Genomic DNA, 19287 nt, shown 5'->3' with positions numbered 1-19287 from the left:
ATAAATATTCTATTTTAGTATATCTAAATCCAGCAGCAAAGTATTTATAATCAGGCAAACCCAGACAAGCATAAACACAAACGGTATAAATCTGTGTGCAGTAATGATTGACTGTAAACGGCTTGTCTGAAGCTTGGCTCCAGCCCATACAGGAGGGAAATCCATATAATTCATATTATTTTTCTTTAAATACCTGTTCCAGTTATCCATAATAAAGGCTATGGCTTTTTCACTTGACAGGATAGAATACCTCATACATAAGGATATCACAAACCCAAGTATTCCAATAATATATAGTGAAAATCCTCTGGTTGTTAAGCTTGAATAGGCTGCAAATAAAAATCCTTCCAAAAGTATCAGCCAGTTCATCCTGTTGTTTACAATGGATGTCTCCTCTTTTATCATTTCTCTAATAACATTATGGTAATTTGTGTCGTTCATGTATACCTCTTAAATACATTTTTCTTATCCAAAAGGCTACCATAAATATACATAAAAGTAAATATTATTTTGCACGTGTTCTAATTTCTTCAACTATCTTATCAACAAATTGTTCTGCTGACATTGCTCCAAGATCACCGTCTTTTCTGGAACGTACCGAAACTGCATTGTTTTCCATTTCCTTATCGCCTATTACAAGCATGTACGGTATTTTTTCCATCTGTGCTTCTCTAATCTTGTAACCAATCTTCTCATTTCTTGTATCAACTTCAACCTTTACTCCCTTGTCTCTTAACATTTGTGCAACCTTTTGTGCAAAATCATGATGCTTGTCAACCAAAGGAAGAATTTTCGCCTGAACAGGGCATAACCAGGTTGGGAATGCTCCTGCATATTTTTCAATAAGCATTGCAAGTGTTCTTTCATAACAGCCTATTGATGTTCTGTGAATTATATATGGATGCTTCTTTTCATTGTTTTTATCAACGTAAACCATACTAAGTCTTTCGGCAAGAGCAAAGTCAACCTGTACCGTAATAATGGTGTCTTCCTTTCCGTGAACGTTCTTGCACTGTATATCAAGCTTTGGTCCGTAGAAGGCTGCTTCACCTTCTGCTTCCTTGTAATCTATCTTCAAATGGTCTAAAATAGTTCTCATTTGGCCCTGAACATTTTCCCAGTCTTCTTCGTTTCCAATATATTTTTCCTTATTCTGAGGATCCCATTTTGAGAACCTGTATGTTACATCATCCTGTATTCCCAAAGTTTCCATCATAAATTTAATCAGGTCAACTACTCCCTTGAATTCTTCTTCAAGCTGTTCTGGAGTACAAACCAAATGTCCTTCTGAAATTGTAAACTGACGGACACGTATAAGTCCATGCATTTCCCCAGATGCTTCATTTCTGAACAAAGTAGAAGTTTCAGCGTATCTTATAGGCAAATCACGATAGCTGTGAAGCTTTGTGTTGTATATCATAAACTGGAAGGGACAAGTCATAGGCCTTAACGCCATCACTTCCTCGTCCTTTTCCTCATCGCCTAACAAGAACATTCCATCCTTATAATGCTGCCAGTGTCCTGATAACTTATATAAGTCACTCTTTGCCATGAATGGAGTCTTTGTCAGAACATAACCTCTTCTCTCTTCTTCATCCTCAACAAATCTTTGTAATGTCTGAACAATTCTAGCTCCTTTTGGCATAAGCAAAGGAAGCCCCTGTCCTATTTCTTCAACAGTTGTAAAAAGTTCAAGCTCTCTACCAATTTTGTTATGGTCTCTTTTTTTGGCTTCTTCAAGTTTAGTTATATATTCTTCTAATTCGCTCTTTTTAGGAAAGGCTGTGCCATAAATTCTCTGAAGCATCTTGTTTTTTTCATTGCCTCTCCAGTATGCACCGGCAGCACTCATAAGTTTCACAGCCTTTAGCTTTCCTGTTGACAGAAGATGAGGACCTGCACAAAGGTCAACAAAGTCTCCCTGTTTATAGAAAGATAGTTCTTCACCTTCAGGTAAATCCTTTATCAGTTCAACCTTGTAAGGCTCACCCTTTTCTTCCATAAATTTGATTGCCTCTTCTCTTGGCAATGTAAATCTTTCAAGAGGAATATCTTCTTTTATTATCTTTTCCATTTCCTTCTCAAGCTTTGTCAAATCCTCAGGTGCAAAATTCTTTTCAGTATCAAAATCATAATAGAAGCCATTTTCAATAGCTGGACCTATTGCAAGCTTGACGTTTGGGAACAGCCTTTTAACAGCCTGTGCAAGTACATGTGATGCAGTGTGTCGGTATGCAAGTCTTCCTCCTTCATCTGAAAAAGTTAAAAGACTAAGTGAACAGTCATTTTCCAGCTTAAAATCAAGTTCCTTTATCTTTCCGTCAACCTCTCCAGCTAAAGCAGCCCTCGCTAGTCCTGCACTAATGCTTTCAGCAACTTCTTTGATTGTAATGCCACTCTGGTATTCCTTGCTGCTTCCGTCCTTTAATGTAACCTTAATCATTTTATTACCTCCGTTTAATACTATTTTATTTCAGCTTATTTTTTATTTCATAGGATATTTTCTCTGCAAACTGTTCAGGTGAAATAGTACCTAAATCACCGTCTTTTCTTGATCTTACAGACACCAGTCTGCCTTCCAGTTCTTTGTCTCCTATCACCAGCATATAAGGAGTCTTTTCCATCTGAGCCTCACGAATCTTATAACCTATCTTTTCATTCCTGACATCTACTTCTACCCTGACATTTTCAGCTTCCAGAAGTTTTTTAATTTCATAAGCATAATCGTGATGTTTGTCAACCAACGGCAGTATTTTAACCTGAACAGGGCTCAGCCATGTTGGAAATGCACCTGCAAAATGCTCTGTTAATATGGCTATAAATCTTTCTATACTTCCAAAAACAACCCTATGAATCATTACTGGTCTGTGTTTTTCACCATCTGGACCAATATAACCTAAGTCAAATCTTTCCGGAAGGTTCATATCTAGCTGAATGGTTCCACATTGCCATGTGCGGCCTATTGAATCCTCCAGGTGAAAATCTATCTTTGGCCCGTAAAATGCGCCATCACCTTCATTTACAGTGTACTTAATACCTTTTAAATCCAAAGCTTTTTTAAGTCCCTGTGTAGACAATTCCCACATTTCATCTGAACCAATTGAGTTTTCGGGTCTTGTTGATAATTCTACATTATATTTGAATCCAAAAACTTTATAGAAATCATCTATTAAATTTATAACACCTACAATTTCATCAGTAATCTGCTCTGGTGTCATAAAAATGTGTGCGTCATCCTGTGTAAAGCACCTTACTCTCATTAGTCCGTGAAGCGCCCCTGAAAGCTCGTGTCTGTGCACCAGTCCCAACTCTCCCATTCTTTGAGGCAAATCCCTGTAAGAATGCAGTTTACGTTTAAATACAAGAATTCCTCCGGGGCAGTTCATAGGTTTTATTGCAAATTCCTGCTCATCAATATCCACAGTGTACATATTCTCTTTGTAAGTGTCCCAGTGTCCTGATCTCAGCCAGAGTTCCTTGTTCAGAATAACAGGTGTTTTAATCTCCTGATAGCCGGCTTTTTTATGCTCAGAGCGCCAGAAATCCTCAAGAAGGTTGCGGAGAACCATGCCTTTTGGCATAAAGAATGGAAATCCAGGTCCTTCGTCCAATATATCGAATAAATCCAACTCCCTTCCCAGTTTTCTATGGTCGCGCTTCTTTGCTTCCTCCAATCTGAAAAGGTACTCATCAATCTGGCTTTTCTTGGGGAAGGCTGTACCATATATTCTCTGAAGCATTTTGTTCTTCTCATTACCTCTCCAATATGCACCTGCAACAGAAAGTAATTTTACAGCTTTTAATTTACCTGTCCCGGATAAATGAGGCCCTGCACAAAGGTCTGTAAAATCCCCCTGTTTATAAAAGGATATTTCTTCATTTTCCGGAAGATCCTTTATCAGCTCTACCTTATACGGTTCACTCTTTTCCTCCATGAACTTTATTGCCTCGTTCCTTGGAAGCACAAACCTCTCCAGCTTTAAGTCCTCTTTTATTATTTTTTCCATTTCCTTTTCAATACTTGCAAGTTCTTCGCTTGAAAATGGTTTTTCTCTCTCAAAGTCATAATAAAATCCTGAATCTATTGCCGGTCCTATTGCAAGCTTTGCATCAGGGTACAGTCTTTTCACAGCCTGAGCCAAAACATGGGAGGCAGTGTGCCTGTATGCAAGTCTTCCTCCTTCATCTTCAAAGGTTAAAAGGTTTAATTTGCAATCAGTTTCCAATTTAAAATCCAGCTCCGTTACCCTTCCGTCAACTTCTCCTGCCAATGCTGCTCTAGCCAGTCCTGCACTTATGCTCTCTGCAACCTCACGGATTGTAACGCCCTTTTGATATTCCTTTATAATACCATCTTTTAATGTTATCTTTATCATTTACAAAACCTCCTATTGGCAATGCTTTATTAGACATAAAAAACTCTCGTCCTCATATAAGGACGAGAGTTATCTCGCGGTTCCACCCTACTTTCTTCTCAGTGCGTAAAAAATACGCTGATTATAACGTTATCACCGATACAGCTCAGAGGTGGTCTTCGGTAAAGTGAAGGTTTGGATACTTTCAGCTAATAATATCCAATCTCTGAAACCCCAGCTTTTACTTACTCTTCTCGTCAACGCCTTTGTTGTTATTAAAATTATCTTTTACTTATTATATTCCTTACTGTTTTTATATGTCAATACTTCATAATTTGTTTGAATTTAATGTTATTTTTTATATTATTTGTAAATAATATAAGTATTATACCATATAATAAAAATCAGGAGGACTAGTTTGAGAAGCAAAAGAGTTATACGTTATAAAAAAGAAAGGAGAAAAAAATATTTTAAACTATTAGTTTTAGGTTTCGTACTGCCAGCATTATCGGTACTATTAGTTTACGTATCTTTTTTAGTGTTCATTATGCCGCTATATGTCAAGTAATTGTTAATATTGCATATCATTTTGGTTAATTATTGTAATAAAATCGTATATTAATACTATTTGAAATAGCTAAGTATAATAATATAATAAGTACATGGATTAAATTATATTTTCCTCCTTTAAATTATTTCGAACCGGCTGAAAACAGCCGGTTTCTTGTTTTGTGTATCTATAATAATCAATCAACGCATATGAAGTTTTTTATTTTATCAAATGTCTTTTGCTTAATTCCCGTTATTTTCATAATGTCGGTTAGCTTTGCAAAACCACCGTTTTGCTCCCTGTATTCTATAATAGCTTTTGCAGTTGCCGGTCCTACATTGGGAAGCTCTTCAAGCTCTGCCTGAGACGCTTTGTTGATATTTAAAAGTTTAGATTTTGAGCTTTCAGATGAATTACTCTCTTTTTCTCCCACATCAGCTCCTAAACTGTCAATTATAATATCAACGCCACTGTTTATAGTACTTCCCCCTGTAGCTTTAGCTGATTGAGACTGACTACCTGTTTTATCAGTACTTGCTGCTTTTGCGGTTCCCTTGGCCTTGATTCTAATCATAGTATTTTCATTTAAAGGGTACGCCAGGTTAATATTTTCAAGATCAGCTTGTTTTGTGGCCCCACCGGCATTTTTTATGGCATCTTCAATAATCTGTCCCTTTTTGATTGTCACTACTCCCGGTTTGTTTACACAACCTGTAACGTAGACCTTGATATCAGGTACTTTTTCCTCTTCGGCCTGTTCTTCAGCTGGCTCAGCTTTTTTTATTACCATTGCTGTGTTTTCTGCTTCAACCATTGGTTTTTCAAGGGGATGATAAACCTGCTTAAGAATAAAACCCAAAATACCTGCACCAAATGCCATAACTGTAATTATACACACTACATGAATTTTACTTAAAAATATCTTTTTGCCGAAAACAGATATCTCCATAGTATACCTCCTATTGTGTTAATTAAAAAAAATGAAATATAAGAAAATATAAGAAAATATAAGAACAAATAGAAAAAATAAATTTATTTCCACATCTGCCAACCAATAATACTTTGAAAATTCAACTTTATAATTTATACTGTGGAAAGAAATTAAAGAATATAAAGAATGGTTATATAAATATTATATTACATATTTTAGTATTTTACCATATTATTTAAACAAAAATCATTAAAAAAGTTTAAAAAAGTGAATTCTTGCTTTATACTTATAATATAATTACTTATTCAGAGGAGGAGTTATGAAGAAAGTACTGGCAACATTAATCATATCAATAATAATACTATTTCAAGTCACACCTGCATTCTGTGCAAATCTCGACATTGATGCCGCTTCATACATACTAATAGACGCTAAAACAGGAAGTGTTTTGTACGAAAATAATCCCGATATGAAATGGCGTCCTGCCAGCACTACAAAAATAGCAACTGCATTAATAGCTCTAAAAGAAGGAGATTTAAATCAGGTAATGACTGCCAGTAATGAAGCAGTTATCGATATAGGCGTGGGTGGCATGAATATTGGAATTATGCCCGGTGAACAGATGTCGTTAAACGATCTGCTCCACGCACTTTTGATAGTTTCAGCAAATGAAACTGCCAACATAATATCCGAAAACCTTTTTAATGATAAAAGTAAGTTTATAGCGGAAATGAACAAGGTAGCTTTGGAATTGGGAGCAAAAAACACCACTTTTACTAATCCCTGCGGAATTGATGAATATGAAAAAGATGCGAATCACTTTTCCTCTGCAAGAGACTTGGCTCTCATAGCAAAAGAGTGTTTAAAATATCCCCTATTTCGTGAAATTATAGGTCAGAAGCAACTTAGTATGCTATCTCCTACAAATAAACATAAAACTTGGAATGTTCTTAATACTACAAATAAATTACTGGGACAATCCTTTAAATACGGGCCTGAAACAGGCGATGACAGAAATCAGTTTACCATAACAGGTCTAAAAACTGGTTCAACTTCCCGAGCAGGCGCTAATTTTATTTCCAGCGCCATAAACAAGGATGGTCTTGAATTAATTTCTGTTATACTGGGTGTAAATAATAAACCTAATCGTACTGTATTCGATTTTACAAAAACACTTTTAAAAGCAGGATACGAAAATTACTCCAGACAAATGATTATTGACCGTTCCACAAAAATTCAGGAAATTACTGTCAAGGATGCGGCAAATGGTGATAAGGTTGATCTTATAACCAATGGAGCAATTGAGGCACTTTTACCTAATGATAAAAATGAATGGCGAATTGATAAGAAAGTAAATGTCAGACAGGATGTAACAGCTCCTATAAAAAAAGGAACAGTTCTTGGAAATATAGAGTATACAAGAGACGGGATATCATTGGGCAAAGTCGATATTGTTTCTTCAAGAACAGTTGATCAAACACTAAAATCAAAATCCAAGACATATGTAAAGAATATTATAAATAATAACATCTTTAAATATATTGTAATTGGAGTAACTGTTATTATATGCTTTTTAATTACCAGGTTTATACTAAGAAAAATATCAAGAAAAAGAAAATATAGATTAAGAAACTTCAATTAAAAATCCTTTTTTATGTTTTTATTTGCCACATATATTGATTTAATTTAAATATACTTATATTATATATATGTTTATATGCAGTAAAGTAAATAACTAAAAAATTATTGGCTTTTAAAAGGAGTGTAGTCAATGAAAACCGAACCGATTTACCAGACCAGGAAAATCACTGATCTCAAAGATCTTATGGTTCAAAGTGCAAAATTATTCGGGAATAGAAATGCATTTTACATTAAAGACAAAAATGGTGATTACTACGGAAAAACATACACTGAACTAAAAAGTGATATTGACGCATTAGGTACGGCATTGATAAATTTAGGTTTAAAGGATAAAAAAATTGCTATTTTATCACAAAACAGCGCACAATGGTGTACCTCGTACCTGACAATAACAGGCGGTGTAGGTGTTGTAGTCCCATTAGATAAGGAGCTTCCTTTTAATGAGGTTGAAAACCTTATTTCACGTGCAGGAGTCAGCGCAATTATTTTTTCGTCAAAATATCGCAGTAATATGTTAAAATTATCCCATAATTCAGGGGTTGAATATTACATAGACATTGATCAGACAGAAGAAGAATCCGACGGATTTTTATCCTATTCATGTTTGATTGAAAAAGGTAGAAATTTATTAAAACAAGGTGACAGAAGATATCTAGATGCCGAAATAGACCCAGATGCCATGTGTGCACTAATTTTCACATCAGGGACAACAGATTTGGCTAAAGGAGTTATGTTATCAAGTAAGAACATTGTGTCCAACGTAAGAGCTGTTGTATCAATGCTCTACATAGATGAGACCGACAGTGTTCTTTCTATTTTGCCTCTTCATCATACATATGAATGTACAGCAGGGTTTTTAGTAATGATGTACAGCGGATGTTGTATGTCCTTTAATGAGGGACTGAAATATATAGTTCAAAACTTGCAGGAGACAAAACCTACAATTCTCATGCTGGTTCCTCTTATACTAGAAAACATGCACAAAAAAATAGTAAAACAGGCTTCAAAAACCCGTTTGGGTAAACTTAAGTTTAATACTGCAATAGAAATAAGCAATTTTTTATATAATTTCTTAAAAATTGATATACGAAAAAAATTATTCAAGCAGGTTTTGAACACCTTCGGAGGCAGAATAAGACTGGTTATTTCCGGTGCAGCTGCAGTAAATCCTGATGTTTCAAATGACTTATGTGCAATGGGTATAAGAATTGTCCAAGGCTACGGACTCACTGAATTTTCACCAATAGTGGCAGTTAACAATGACCACGGGTTCAGACATGATTCTGCTGGAAAACCTCTTGCAGGAGTAGATGTTCAGCTTGAAAATATCGGTGAAGATGGTATTGGAGAATTTGTTGTATCCGGTGATAGTGTAATGTTAGGTTATTACGAAAATCCATCAGCAACCAGAAATGTTTTAAAAAATGGTCGCTTATATACCGGTGATTTAGGATATATTGATGATGAGGGCTATATATATATTACAGGCAGAAAGAAAAATGTCATAGTCACAAAGAATGGTAAAAATATATTCCCTGAAGAAGTTGAAGCATATCTTGCAAAGAGTAAGTTTGTCAAAGAAAGCCTTGTTTGGGGCAGATTTGATGAAGAAACCGGTGAAACCGAAGTTAATGCACAGATATTACCGGACATTGATGAAATAAAGGAAATGCTGAATTTAAATATTGTTTCAAATGACCAAATACGCAAGATAATTCATGGAGAAATCAAGGAAATAAATAAGCAAATGCCTCTTTATAAGCGTATAAAGGACTTTACAATTCGTGAAGAAGAGTTTGTAAAAACAACAACCAAAAAAATCAAGAGATATGTTGAAAATGTCGGTTAAGTTATAAAACTGGAGCTGATGCAAAAGAGTGTGTGAAATAATCTCTGTAAATAGCTTTCTATGATAATTTTATTAGAGTTGTGAAGGCCAGATGCTGGCTTTCATAACTTGTCTACAATATAATAGTAAATTAATGGCATGTCAATAGCACCCTTCCAAAAGGGTGTTTTTGATTGTCCTGATTTTATTGCTGAAGCCTGCCCTCATACATGATGGACAACTCACCGTAGACTTTACCCCAGTTACGGAGAGCCATAGTCCACTTCTTGGTTGCCTCAAAGGTTGCTAGATATATGGCCTTTAAGAGGGCTGTGTCACTTGGAAATACGCTTCTTTGACGATTCAGACGACGATATGTGCTTTTCAGGCTTTCTATAGCATTGGTTGGGTGTAGATTACCTTGCGAACATCCGTAGAAAACTTGAAAATCGGGCTTAGGATATCCCAGTTCGTAGACCAACTCTTCATGGCGTTAGGATAACGGTCCTGCCACTTGTCCGTAATTTGCATCATGCGCTCATATCCGGTATCCTCTGTAGGGGCATGGTAGATTGTCTTCAGGTCATTAGCAAACTCCTTCTTATCTTTGGCCTTCTTCATTGATTCCAAGAATGATGTATGCAGCCAGCTTCTTGATGACATTGTTGTCCCTAACAGAGAAGTGCACAGCATCTATGAATACAATTGGGTAAACGCTGGATAGTGGACGTTGTTGCCATTCCTCAATTTCTGGAAGCAGTTTGTTTGTGATATCGGATACCATGCCTTCACTAACTTCAAATCCGTAGATTTCTTCGATCTGGTCAGAGATCTGGCGAGTTGTCAAACCTCTTGCATACATAGCAATGATCTTTTGGTCAATGCTTGAGATATCCTTTTGACGCTTCTTCACGATTTGTGGCTCAAAGGAACATTCTCGATCTTGTGGAACGTCAATTTCCATCTTACCATATGTACTTTGTATTGATTTGGATTTTTTTCCGTTCCTGTAATTGGTGTTATTGGAACGTTCGTATGGTTCATAGCCTAAATGCTGATCCATCTCGGCTTCCAACATGCTCTGAATGGTACCCCCTAACAAGTCTTTAAGTGCTTCCTGGATGTCTTCTGCAGTCTTGATGTCATACTCTTGAAGTAGGGATGCAATAATGTTCTTTTTTCCTTCGCTCATCGAATTCTTTCTTCTTGCCATAAAAAATAGCCTCCTATGATAATTTGATTTTATCATAGAAAGCTGATTTTACAGACTTTTCTTCACAGGCTCATGCAAAACTTAATTTTTATCTGTTTTGCGTCAGCTCATTTTTATATTTTCAATAACTTTTTCCCACACTTCTTTTTCAGTCATAAAAGCATCTGCAATTTTATCCTCTATTCGATTAAGTTCTGCAAAGTTTTTTCTTAGGCAATGTTTAAGATATATACCCTGAATATTTTTCCAAGTGATACAAGACTCGTCTATTACTTCACTTAACTCCTCAGTGAGGCGTTCATCCAACAGTCCCTTATCCTTAAGGTAGCAAAGTAACAGCTTGTTCCCTTTTAACCTGTTTGATATTTTAGAAAACTCATAATTGTAATGATAAATTTTAGAAGCATCCTCAATTATCATTGTTTTATTTACAACTTCATGCCTTTCTATAAGCATATCCAAATTATAAATCAGTTGCTCTGTACATTTTGTAAACTGATTTATGTCTATCTCATAAGAGGGAATTGAATCAGTTTTAAAAGTAAGAATTCTATAATCTGACTTAATTTGTTTAAGTGGTGAATGAAAAGCTTGAATCACTTCATTGGTACTAATTGCTCTTATATTATAAAATAAGTTTACATCATCTTCAAATGCGTAAAAAACATCTTTTTCTTCATCGAAACCTGTAACAAAAGCAAAATGAGATGTATGAATTTTATTAAAATAATACCCTGTGCTATTCCAGTAATATAAATCAACATTGAGAGTTGCATATAAATTGTTCATGAGAACAGCTTTAAACTCTTGTATAAAATTCTCTTTATTCTTAAAATTGAATGATTCATATTTAAAGATATTATTTGCGAAAAAATCGTAGTACTCTTGGGTGTAATCCAAATGAAAAACATTATCTGGATAATAGCTATACTCATAATAATTGAGATATGCAAGTGGTTCATAGCTTACGTCAACTTTTGTAAGTATTGAAAGGAACATATTCACAATACAGTTCCCCCAGAATTTATTATATGGCTGTAAATCCTTTATGTATCGCATAAAATTTCTCCCACTTTTTTATCTCTTAATAATTTGATTATAAGCGATTCTATTTTACATTACAATACATAATAAGTATATAAAAAGTAAATACAGCTATAACCGGGAACCCATTATCTCTCGGCTATAGCTGTATAAACTTTCACTTTTATTTATACGGCTGCTCCACTCCATTTTCCGCATCTGTCACCCCAGCATGCAACCGGGTTACTATCAATTATTATCTGAACTACTTCGCAACCGTTTGAACAGCCATCACACTCACGGCTTTTTGCTTTATAATCCCCCATGAGTCTATCAAAGCCCGCAAACCTGGTTTTTTCATAGCTACTTCCCAATCCTTCATGTGCAAGTATGGCAACACCATAAGCGCCCATAACATCATAGTTTTTGGGAATAACAATTTTTGTATCCAATGCCCTTTCAAAGGCCTGAATTATTCCTATATTGGCAGCAACACCGCCTTGAAAAACCACAGGGCTTTCAAGCTTCTTTCCTTTCCCCAGATTTGCCAAATAATTTCTTGCAAGTGCATCACACAAGCCTCTTACAATGTCTTCACGTGAATAACCCATTTGCTGCTTATGTATCATATCACTTTCAGCAAATACTGCACATCTGCCGGCAATTCTCACAGGATTTTCAGACCTTACTGCATATGCTCCGAAATCCTCTATGGATATTCCTAATCTAGCTGCCTGTCTGTCAAGAAATGAGCCTGTTCCGGCAGCACAAACTGTATTCATTGCAAAATCATGTACTACATTATTTTTTAGCAATATAATTTTTGAATCCTGGCCGCCTATCTCAATAATTGTCCTGACATCAGGAATTTCTTTCTGAGCTGCTACTGCATGAGCGGTTATTTCATTTTTTACAACATCAGCACCAACTATTGCTGCGGCCAACTGTCTTCCACTTCCTGTTGTCCCTACTCCAACTATCTCAATGCTTTGACCCATTCTCTCATACATATCCGTCAAACCTGTCCTGATGGACTCTATAGGTTGTCCGTCTGTTCTCATATAGAGTTTTTCCAGTAAATTATTATTTTCATCAATCAAGGTTATATTTGTGCTTACAGAACCTACATCAATTCCCATAAAGCATTTTACTCTGCTCATTCAAATGTTCGTCCCTTCTCTTTTTTAGTAAATCAATAAATGCTTCTACTCTTGTTGCAAAACCTGCTTCTCCTGTCATTTCATCTCTTATTACCGTCATAATTGGTATACCATAATCTTCCTCAATTCTGGGCAGAATCGCCTGAGATACTATCTCCGGCATACATCCCAAAGGATAAAGATGAATTACTCCGTCATAACCATGCAGTGCATTCAACACACTGTTTCCAACGGTGTGTTGAGCATGTCCTCCAACCATATGAGGCATATATTTTTTTGCAGCTTCCTCATGTTTATTGTCTTTTAAAAATGGTAATCTTTTTTTAATCATTTCATTTATAATCCATCCGCTTACAGTCACAGGCCTTGTGACCATTACTCCTATTTCACCAAGCATTTTTTCAAGCCAAAAATTTGCATAGGGCTCAATTGTAGTAAATATCTCACCAACAATTCCTACTCGAAGAGGTTTTAAGTCCATGTTGACATCTACCTGATTTAATGCAGTCTCAGTATCTTTTATAAGATTTTCTATTTCCTCAGAACCTTTAACGTTGAGAACATCCTTTTGAAAACCTTGATAAATCTTATCAACACTTCCTTTCACCCTCTGCACAGAACGCTTTTCCCTTGCAAGATGCTCCAGATTATCCAGCATGACAGAAATGTTTTTGGCGGAATTAATTACTCTGGCTATATTAAATACATTAGCTGTCCCGCTTACCTTTCGAATACGTGCTGCAAGCTCTTTTAGTCCTTGGTCCGGTACCTCCAAAGTAATTAAGTCCATTTTAATGCCAATATCTTGGGCCTGTTTTTTCAGCATCTCTCCAAAATAGCCCAATCTGCACGGCCCACAACCTCCTGTAATAAGCATGGTATCAGCTCCCATTTCGTAAGCCTGTACCATATTTCCAACAAAAAGTTTAAAGGGAAGGCAATGAGCTTCTGCACAATATTTTAGACCTATTTCCAGTGTTTTATCACTGTTGAAAGGAGGAACTACATATTCTGCACCAAAATCATCTAAAAATGATTTAGCAATTATATAAGTGTTTCCCAGATGTGGAAATGTAAAAATCATTATTACGCCTCCTTACAATCATATCAATAAATGCCTCGAGTCTGGTTAAAAATCCGGCTTCTGCAGAATGTTCGTCCAGTACCAGCTTCATAAACGGTATATCGCTTTCCTTCCTTATCTTATTTTCTACAAGTTCGTCTACAAAGCTGTCTACACCGCAGCCAAAAGATGTAAGCGCCAGAATACCGTCTATTCTGCCACTCTTAATAAGCTGTATAGTGCCTCCATATGCCCTTGTGCCGTAATCCCAGAAGAACTGTTTATCCAAATCCTTACAACTATCCTTTGATACCATATAATCCAGCATATCAAGTGTCACCACATTTGCACCGAATTTATTTAGTTTTTTCGTAAGTTCCATATTGAGAAATGTATCATAAACAGTGTAGCTATGACCTAATACTGCAATAGTCAATTTATTCTTTTCAGGAAATGCACCAATCTCTGTATCAGCAAATTTCAATGCTCTTCGCTTGCTCTTATACTCATTTAAAGCTTCTTTGTAAGCACTGCTTATTTTCTTCCTGTCACTCGTCAAAAACTCTCCAGTATAAAGGGCCGCATGCCATGAATTTTTAGGAGATTCCCTTAAGTTTATTTCAGTATCAATTATTTCCGGAAGGTCTTTAACGGAATTACGTATCATATCAGTTACACCACAAACTTCAGGGCATATATATTGTTTTCTAGCAATACTTGTAAATCTCGGCATAAATAAATAATCAACTTTACCTATCAATTCCATTACGTGACCAAAATACGCCTTAATAGGTATACATGCTTCTGAAACACATTTATTGGAACCATTTGTAAGTATTTTTTTATTGGTAGTATCAGAAACTATTACATCTACACCAAGATTTCTAAAAAAGGCTTCCCATAGTGTCGAATATTTGTAATAATATAGTCCTTTTGGTATACCCACACTTTTCATAAAAAAACCACCTCAATACAATTATTGACGTGGTTTAATTCTGTTATACAGGTATTAAATTTTCTTCCCATTTTATATTATACATTATCTTGCATTTGTATACGCCCATTTTTCAATGGCTTTACCAATAGAGTTACCTATCTTAACCTGATTATTATAATCTGCCAGCCACTCATACTCAGCCGGATTTGACATAAATCCTCCCTCAATAAGAATTGCTGGTGATTGGGTAACAGTACACACTGAAAGGCTTTGCCACCTGTAGCCATCATCCCTCCTCTTTAGGTCTGTCACCAATTGGTCTTTGATATAGCCTGCTGCTGCTTTTGAGCTATCTTTAGAGTATAGTACCAGTAACCCTGTGTGCTTAGTATAGTCAGCAGTCACATCCATTGAATTATTATGGATTGAAACTGCAATATCTGGTTTTTCCTTTCTTATAATGCTAGCTCTATCATTAAGGCTGACAGTTTTATCGGAAGTCCTTGTCATAATAACCGTTGCTCCAAGTGATTGCAGATACTTTCTTGCATTTAAAGTTATTGCCAGATTTATATGTTTTTCATAGAGTCCGTATTTCCCCATTGGCCCCGTTGCACCTGATTCAGAGCCTCCATGCCCTGCATCAAGGACTACCTTTAAACCAGTCAGTGGCTTTGAACCACTCCCAGAAATCTTTGGTGCATTTTTAATGGAAAATACAAGTGAGCCATTTTTATATTCAGCATAATAGCCAAAATAATTGTTGGTTGATTTCAACTCAAAAGTATACTGCGCTCCGCCGTTAACAGCTTTATACTTAACTGCAGAGAATGGAGCACCTGATGGTATTGATTTACTAACATTCATACCTGATGTATTATATATGGTCAATTTGAGAGTTTTTGAATCCGCCTCAACTCCAAACACTGCATTGACAGGCATTTTAAAGCTAATATCCGTATAGCTCCCGTTTGACTTTAAGGTTACAGCTGAAATTTTGTTGGCTGAAAGTGCCTTATCGTTTATAACCTTTACATTGCTTGCAGCTGTCCACACTCCGCTCTTTAACAAGTAAAAATCGTTCTGCTGACCTACTATATAGTCTGTGGCACCGTTTATCAAAGGTGTGATTCTTGAATAATCCGTAGACGGACCTGAACGTGCTACAGCTTCTGCGTCCTTTGTACTAGCAACAGCATATTTGTAGTATTTTGATGATTGTATACTTATTGTATTGCTTTGCTTTGAGGTTATTTTTTTGCCTTTGTATTCCATTACAAAAACAGGTTTTCCAAGACTTTTAATCCTTTCTTTACCTGAAACCTGTGGCATTGTAAATGTTCCTGAGTATTTAGCAGGTGTTAGTGTTCCTTTGTTTTCATCAACTGTGGCTGTCTGTTTCAACTCTGTCTTATATCCTCCGATTTCAACCCAAACCTTAGAACCCGCAGGAGCCTGACAGGAAAAAGTAATCTTTTGACCTGTCTGCATAGTCATACTCTGGGTAGGAGAAAAATAACCACTTCTGAACTCAACCTTTGACATTTTGTAAGTACTTGAGTTTGTGCTACTATTGCGAGTTATCTTTAATACCGTTTCCTTACCCTTGTGGGTGAATACAAGTTTGTTTTCCCCTACTTTCAAATCGGTATATATTGTAAAGTAACCGTTATTCGTTATCTCAATTTTCTTACCGTTAAGATATATAGGTTGTTTTGGGTCACCGCCCCCCAAAATACTTACTTTGGATGCTGAAGTTTTATAACCGTTGGACGGAGAAGCTATATAAAGCTGTCTATCCTCAGGTACGGCACTTCCAGGGTCTCTGTCGTATACAAATATCCCTCTGAGTTTGTCTTTTATACCAAGTGTATTGTCTTTCAACTTTGAATAACCATAGAATATACTTCCGTCTACAGCATTGCTTTTCCTGTTGTATTCAATTTGCTTTGGAATTTGCAATGGGTCAAGCCAGTCATTTGATTGTGATGTATCATTTATTTTATATGCAGCATGGCCCACATATAGTTTCACGTTTGTATCCCTGCAAACTTCTTTCCACCAGTTTACCAATACAGTATAATCTGCTACCTTGAAGCCTATATTCCAATAAATCTGAGGTGCTATGTAATCAATATATCCTTCCTTTACCCACTTTTTAGAATCCGCATAGTGGTCATAATATGTTGATATACCACCTTGTGTATTTGAGCCCTCTACGTTTCTGTCTTTGTTTGACCATATTGCAAATGGACTTATACCAAACTGAACCGATTGCTTTATACTTTTTACAGTATCGTAGGTACTTTTAACAAGTGTATTTATGTTATTACGTCTCCAATCATCCTTGTTGTTAAAACTACCCTTATATTTCTTATAAGTAGCCGAGTCGTTAAAATCAACACCATTGCTATCTGATTTAGACGGATAAAAATAGTCATCAAAATGTATACCATCTACATCATATTTTTTTACTATTTCAGCTACTCCGTCTGTTATCAGTTTTATGGCAGCCGGATTACCAGGATCAAGATACAACTGTCCTGTTGGAGCCGCAACAACTGCCTCAGGTATTTTTCTGGCAGGATGATCTGCTGAAAGTACATTTACGTCCTTGTCAGGTTTAGATGCTGTTCCCATTGATAGTCTGAGAGGATTAATCCAGGCATGAACCTGTATTCCTTCTTTATGAGCCTGTTGAATTATATATGCCAAAGGGTCAAAACCATTATCGTTAGCTTTCCCTTGTTTTCCCGTCAAGTATTTTGACCATGGAAAAATTGATGATTTATAAAGAGCATCTCCCGTGGGTCTTACTTGAAAAAAGATAGCATTGAGCCCCATATATTTGGTATTTTTCACTATTTCATCCAGTTCCTTTTTCTGATTTTCTGAACTGATACCAGGCTTCGAAGGAAAATCTATATTAGACACTGATGCAATCCATACCCCTCGTAAATCCTCATTTTTTGTTATAGTCTGTGCATTTGAGACATTTCCTTCGAAATTTTTATCTGCCAATAGTCTATATCCGGCGATTGGCAGAATCGCCATAAACACCAGCAAAATACATACTATCCCAATTTTTTTATTCATTTTAACCCCCAAAAACCCCTATAATTTAAAATAACCAAAAATCAAACAATATTCTATATATTTCATATAATAAATATAAAGCATTTATGGTAAGATAAACAACAAGTGTACTAAAATTTAATATTTTTTTAATACTGTAATACAAAGATTTTACATCAATGAATATTTCTACAAATATATATTACATTCCATATAAAACGAAAAGCCGATTTGATTATTTGCTTTTGCAAAAAACCAAATCGGCTTTACTTTTTTAGTAATATTTAAGTTTATCTATTAAGCTTTACCGTCGCATCCAAGAACGTTAACTATCTTGTTCTTTACAAGACCCTTTATAGCCTCTCTAGCTGGCTTTAAATATTGTCTTGGGTCGAAATGATCAGGATGTTCATTGAAGTACTTTCTGATTGAACCAGTCATAGCAAGTCTTAAGTCAGAATCGATATTGATCTTACAAACTGCCATCTTAGCAGCCTGACGTAACATATCTTCAGGAATACCTATTGCATCAGGCATTTTTCCTCCGTTGCCATTTATCATGTCAACAAATTCAGGAATAACAGATGATGCACCATGGAGAACTATTGGGAAGTTAGGAAGTCTCTTTGAAACTTCTTCCAATATGTCAAACCTTAACTGTGGCTTTGTTCCTGGCTTGAATTTGTATGCACCATGGCTTGTACCAATTGCAATTGCCAATGAATCAACACCAGTCCTTGAAACGAATTCTTCAACTTCAGCAGGGTTTGTGAATGCTGCATCAGCCTCTGATACGTTAACTGCATCTTCAATACCTGCAAGTCTACCAAGTTCAGCTTCAACAACAACTCCTCTTGCATGAGCGTAATCAACAACCTGCTTTGTAAGAGCTATGTTATCTTCAAATGAATGATGTGAACCGTCTATCATAACGGAAGTGAATCCGCCATCGATACATGATTTACAAAGTTCGAAACTATCACCGTGGTCAAGGTGCAAACAGATTGGCAAACCTGTTTCAATAATAGCAGCCTCAACTAATTTCATAAGATAAGTATGGTTTGCATACTTTCTTGCTCCGGCAGATACTTGAAGAATAAGAGGAGCATTTACTTCTTTTGCTGCTTCAGTTATTCCTTGAACAATTTCCATGTTATTAACATTGAAAGCTCCTATTGCATAGCCGCCTTCATACGCTTTTTTAAACATTTCGGCAGAAGTTACTAATGGCATATTTATGCACTCCTTTATAAGAATAATTTTACCTTTATATTATATATTGTTTATCCAATTTTATCAGAAAACAATAAGGTAATTCTAAAATTAACCAACACAAAACTTACCGTTATTATTTTATGCAATATTATCTTTAAAATCAAGGGATATTTTGATATTTATTTGTCAAACCTAGGTAATGTATAATTGCATTTTCCAACTTGTTATGCTATATTTTAATTTGATTGCGGATTGTAATATCAGTCCTTTAGAAGAAAGGTCTGGTAAGAGCAACG

General features: G+C 35.8%; 15 protein-coding genes. 2 read left to right on the top strand and 13 right to left on the bottom strand.

Annotated features, from left to right (window positions below; translation table 11 throughout):
- Positions 1–9 precede the first annotated feature (9 nt).
- From K412_RS0113495 to K412_RS0113480, 4 genes are all read right to left on the bottom strand, one after another.
- Complete coding sequence (locus tag K412_RS0113495; RefSeq protein WP_024833608.1) at positions 10–441, bottom strand: RipA family octameric membrane protein; 432 nt, start codon at positions 439–441, stop codon at positions 10–12.
- A gap of 64 nt (positions 442–505) precedes the next feature.
- Positions 506–2443: a threonine--tRNA ligase gene (gene thrS, locus K412_RS0113490; protein ID WP_024833607.1), complete on the bottom strand. Its 1938-nt coding sequence runs from the start codon at positions 2441–2443 to the stop codon at positions 506–508.
- Positions 2444–2468: 25 nt separating this feature from the next.
- Positions 2469–4376 carry a threonine--tRNA ligase gene (gene thrS / locus K412_RS0113485; protein WP_024833606.1) on the bottom strand — a complete coding sequence of 636 codons (1908 nt, stop codon included), beginning with the start codon at positions 4374–4376 and terminating at the stop codon, positions 2469–2471.
- Between the two features lie 725 nt (positions 4377–5101).
- Positions 5102–5854 carry a helix-hairpin-helix domain-containing protein gene (locus tag K412_RS0113480; protein WP_024833605.1) on the bottom strand — a complete coding sequence of 251 codons (753 nt, stop codon included), beginning with the start codon at positions 5852–5854 and terminating at the stop codon, positions 5102–5104.
- Between the two features lie 301 nt (positions 5855–6155).
- Here K412_RS0113480 and K412_RS0113475 point away from each other — a divergent pair, with 301 nt between their 5' ends.
- Entirely contained in the window at positions 6156–7478 is a 1323-nt protein-coding gene (locus tag K412_RS0113475; protein ID WP_024833604.1) for a D-alanyl-D-alanine carboxypeptidase family protein, read from the top strand.
- 129 nt (positions 7479–7607) lie between these two features.
- Complete coding sequence (locus K412_RS0113470; RefSeq protein WP_024833603.1) at positions 7608–9326, top strand: AMP-dependent synthetase/ligase; 1719 nt, start codon at positions 7608–7610, stop codon at positions 9324–9326.
- A 184-nt stretch (positions 9327–9510) separates the two neighbouring features.
- On the opposite strand, the gene K412_RS22925 is transcribed toward K412_RS0113470, so the two are convergent.
- From K412_RS22925 to fba, 9 genes are all read right to left on the bottom strand, one after another.
- A complete protein-coding gene (locus K412_RS22925) occupies positions 9511–9786 on the bottom strand; it encodes a transposase (RefSeq protein WP_278244540.1) in 276 nt (91 codons plus the stop codon).
- Complete coding sequence (locus K412_RS22920; RefSeq protein WP_278244553.1) at positions 9699–9926, bottom strand: transposase; 228 nt, start codon at positions 9924–9926, stop codon at positions 9699–9701. The genes K412_RS22925 and K412_RS22920 overlap by 88 nt, the downstream gene beginning before the upstream one ends.
- Complete coding sequence (locus K412_RS22915) at positions 9907–10518, bottom strand: IS256 family transposase (RefSeq protein ID WP_278244539.1); 612 nt, start codon at positions 10516–10518, stop codon at positions 9907–9909. The genes K412_RS22920 and K412_RS22915 overlap by 20 nt, the downstream gene beginning before the upstream one ends.
- A gap of 102 nt (positions 10519–10620) precedes the next feature.
- Positions 10621–11577 carry a hypothetical protein gene (locus tag K412_RS0113460; protein WP_024833602.1) on the bottom strand — a complete coding sequence of 319 codons (957 nt, stop codon included), beginning with the start codon at positions 11575–11577 and terminating at the stop codon, positions 10621–10623.
- A gap of 152 nt (positions 11578–11729) precedes the next feature.
- Entirely contained in the window at positions 11730–12701 is a 972-nt protein-coding gene (locus tag K412_RS0113455) for an acyl-CoA dehydratase activase (protein WP_024833601.1), read from the bottom strand.
- Complete coding sequence (locus tag K412_RS0113450; protein ID WP_024833600.1) at positions 12670–13785, bottom strand: 2-hydroxyacyl-CoA dehydratase; 1116 nt, start codon at positions 13783–13785, stop codon at positions 12670–12672. Before K412_RS0113450 ends, K412_RS0113455 begins: the two co-directional genes overlap by 32 nt.
- Positions 13739–14719 (bottom strand): acyl-CoA dehydratase activase-related protein, encoded by a 981-nt coding sequence (locus tag K412_RS0113445; RefSeq protein ID WP_024833599.1) that lies wholly within the window; start codon positions 14717–14719, stop codon positions 13739–13741. Before K412_RS0113445 ends, K412_RS0113450 begins: the two co-directional genes overlap by 47 nt.
- Before the next feature lie 84 nt (positions 14720–14803).
- Positions 14804–17797: a family 10 glycosylhydrolase gene (locus K412_RS0113440; RefSeq protein WP_024833598.1), complete on the bottom strand. Its 2994-nt coding sequence runs from the start codon at positions 17795–17797 to the stop codon at positions 14804–14806.
- A 276-nt stretch (positions 17798–18073) separates the two neighbouring features.
- Positions 18074–19009 carry a class II fructose-1,6-bisphosphate aldolase gene (gene fba, locus K412_RS0113435; protein ID WP_024833597.1) on the bottom strand — a complete coding sequence of 312 codons (936 nt, stop codon included), beginning with the start codon at positions 19007–19009 and terminating at the stop codon, positions 18074–18076.
- Positions 19010–19287 lie beyond the last annotated feature (278 nt).

The sequence above is a fragment of the Ruminiclostridium josui JCM 17888 genome, assembly GCF_000526495.1.
In the GTDB taxonomy this organism is placed as follows: domain Bacteria; phylum Bacillota; class Clostridia; order Acetivibrionales; family DSM-1351; genus Ruminiclostridium; species Ruminiclostridium josui.
Note: the sequence above shows the minus strand (reverse complement) of the source record. Positions and strands in the feature narration are given on the sequence as shown.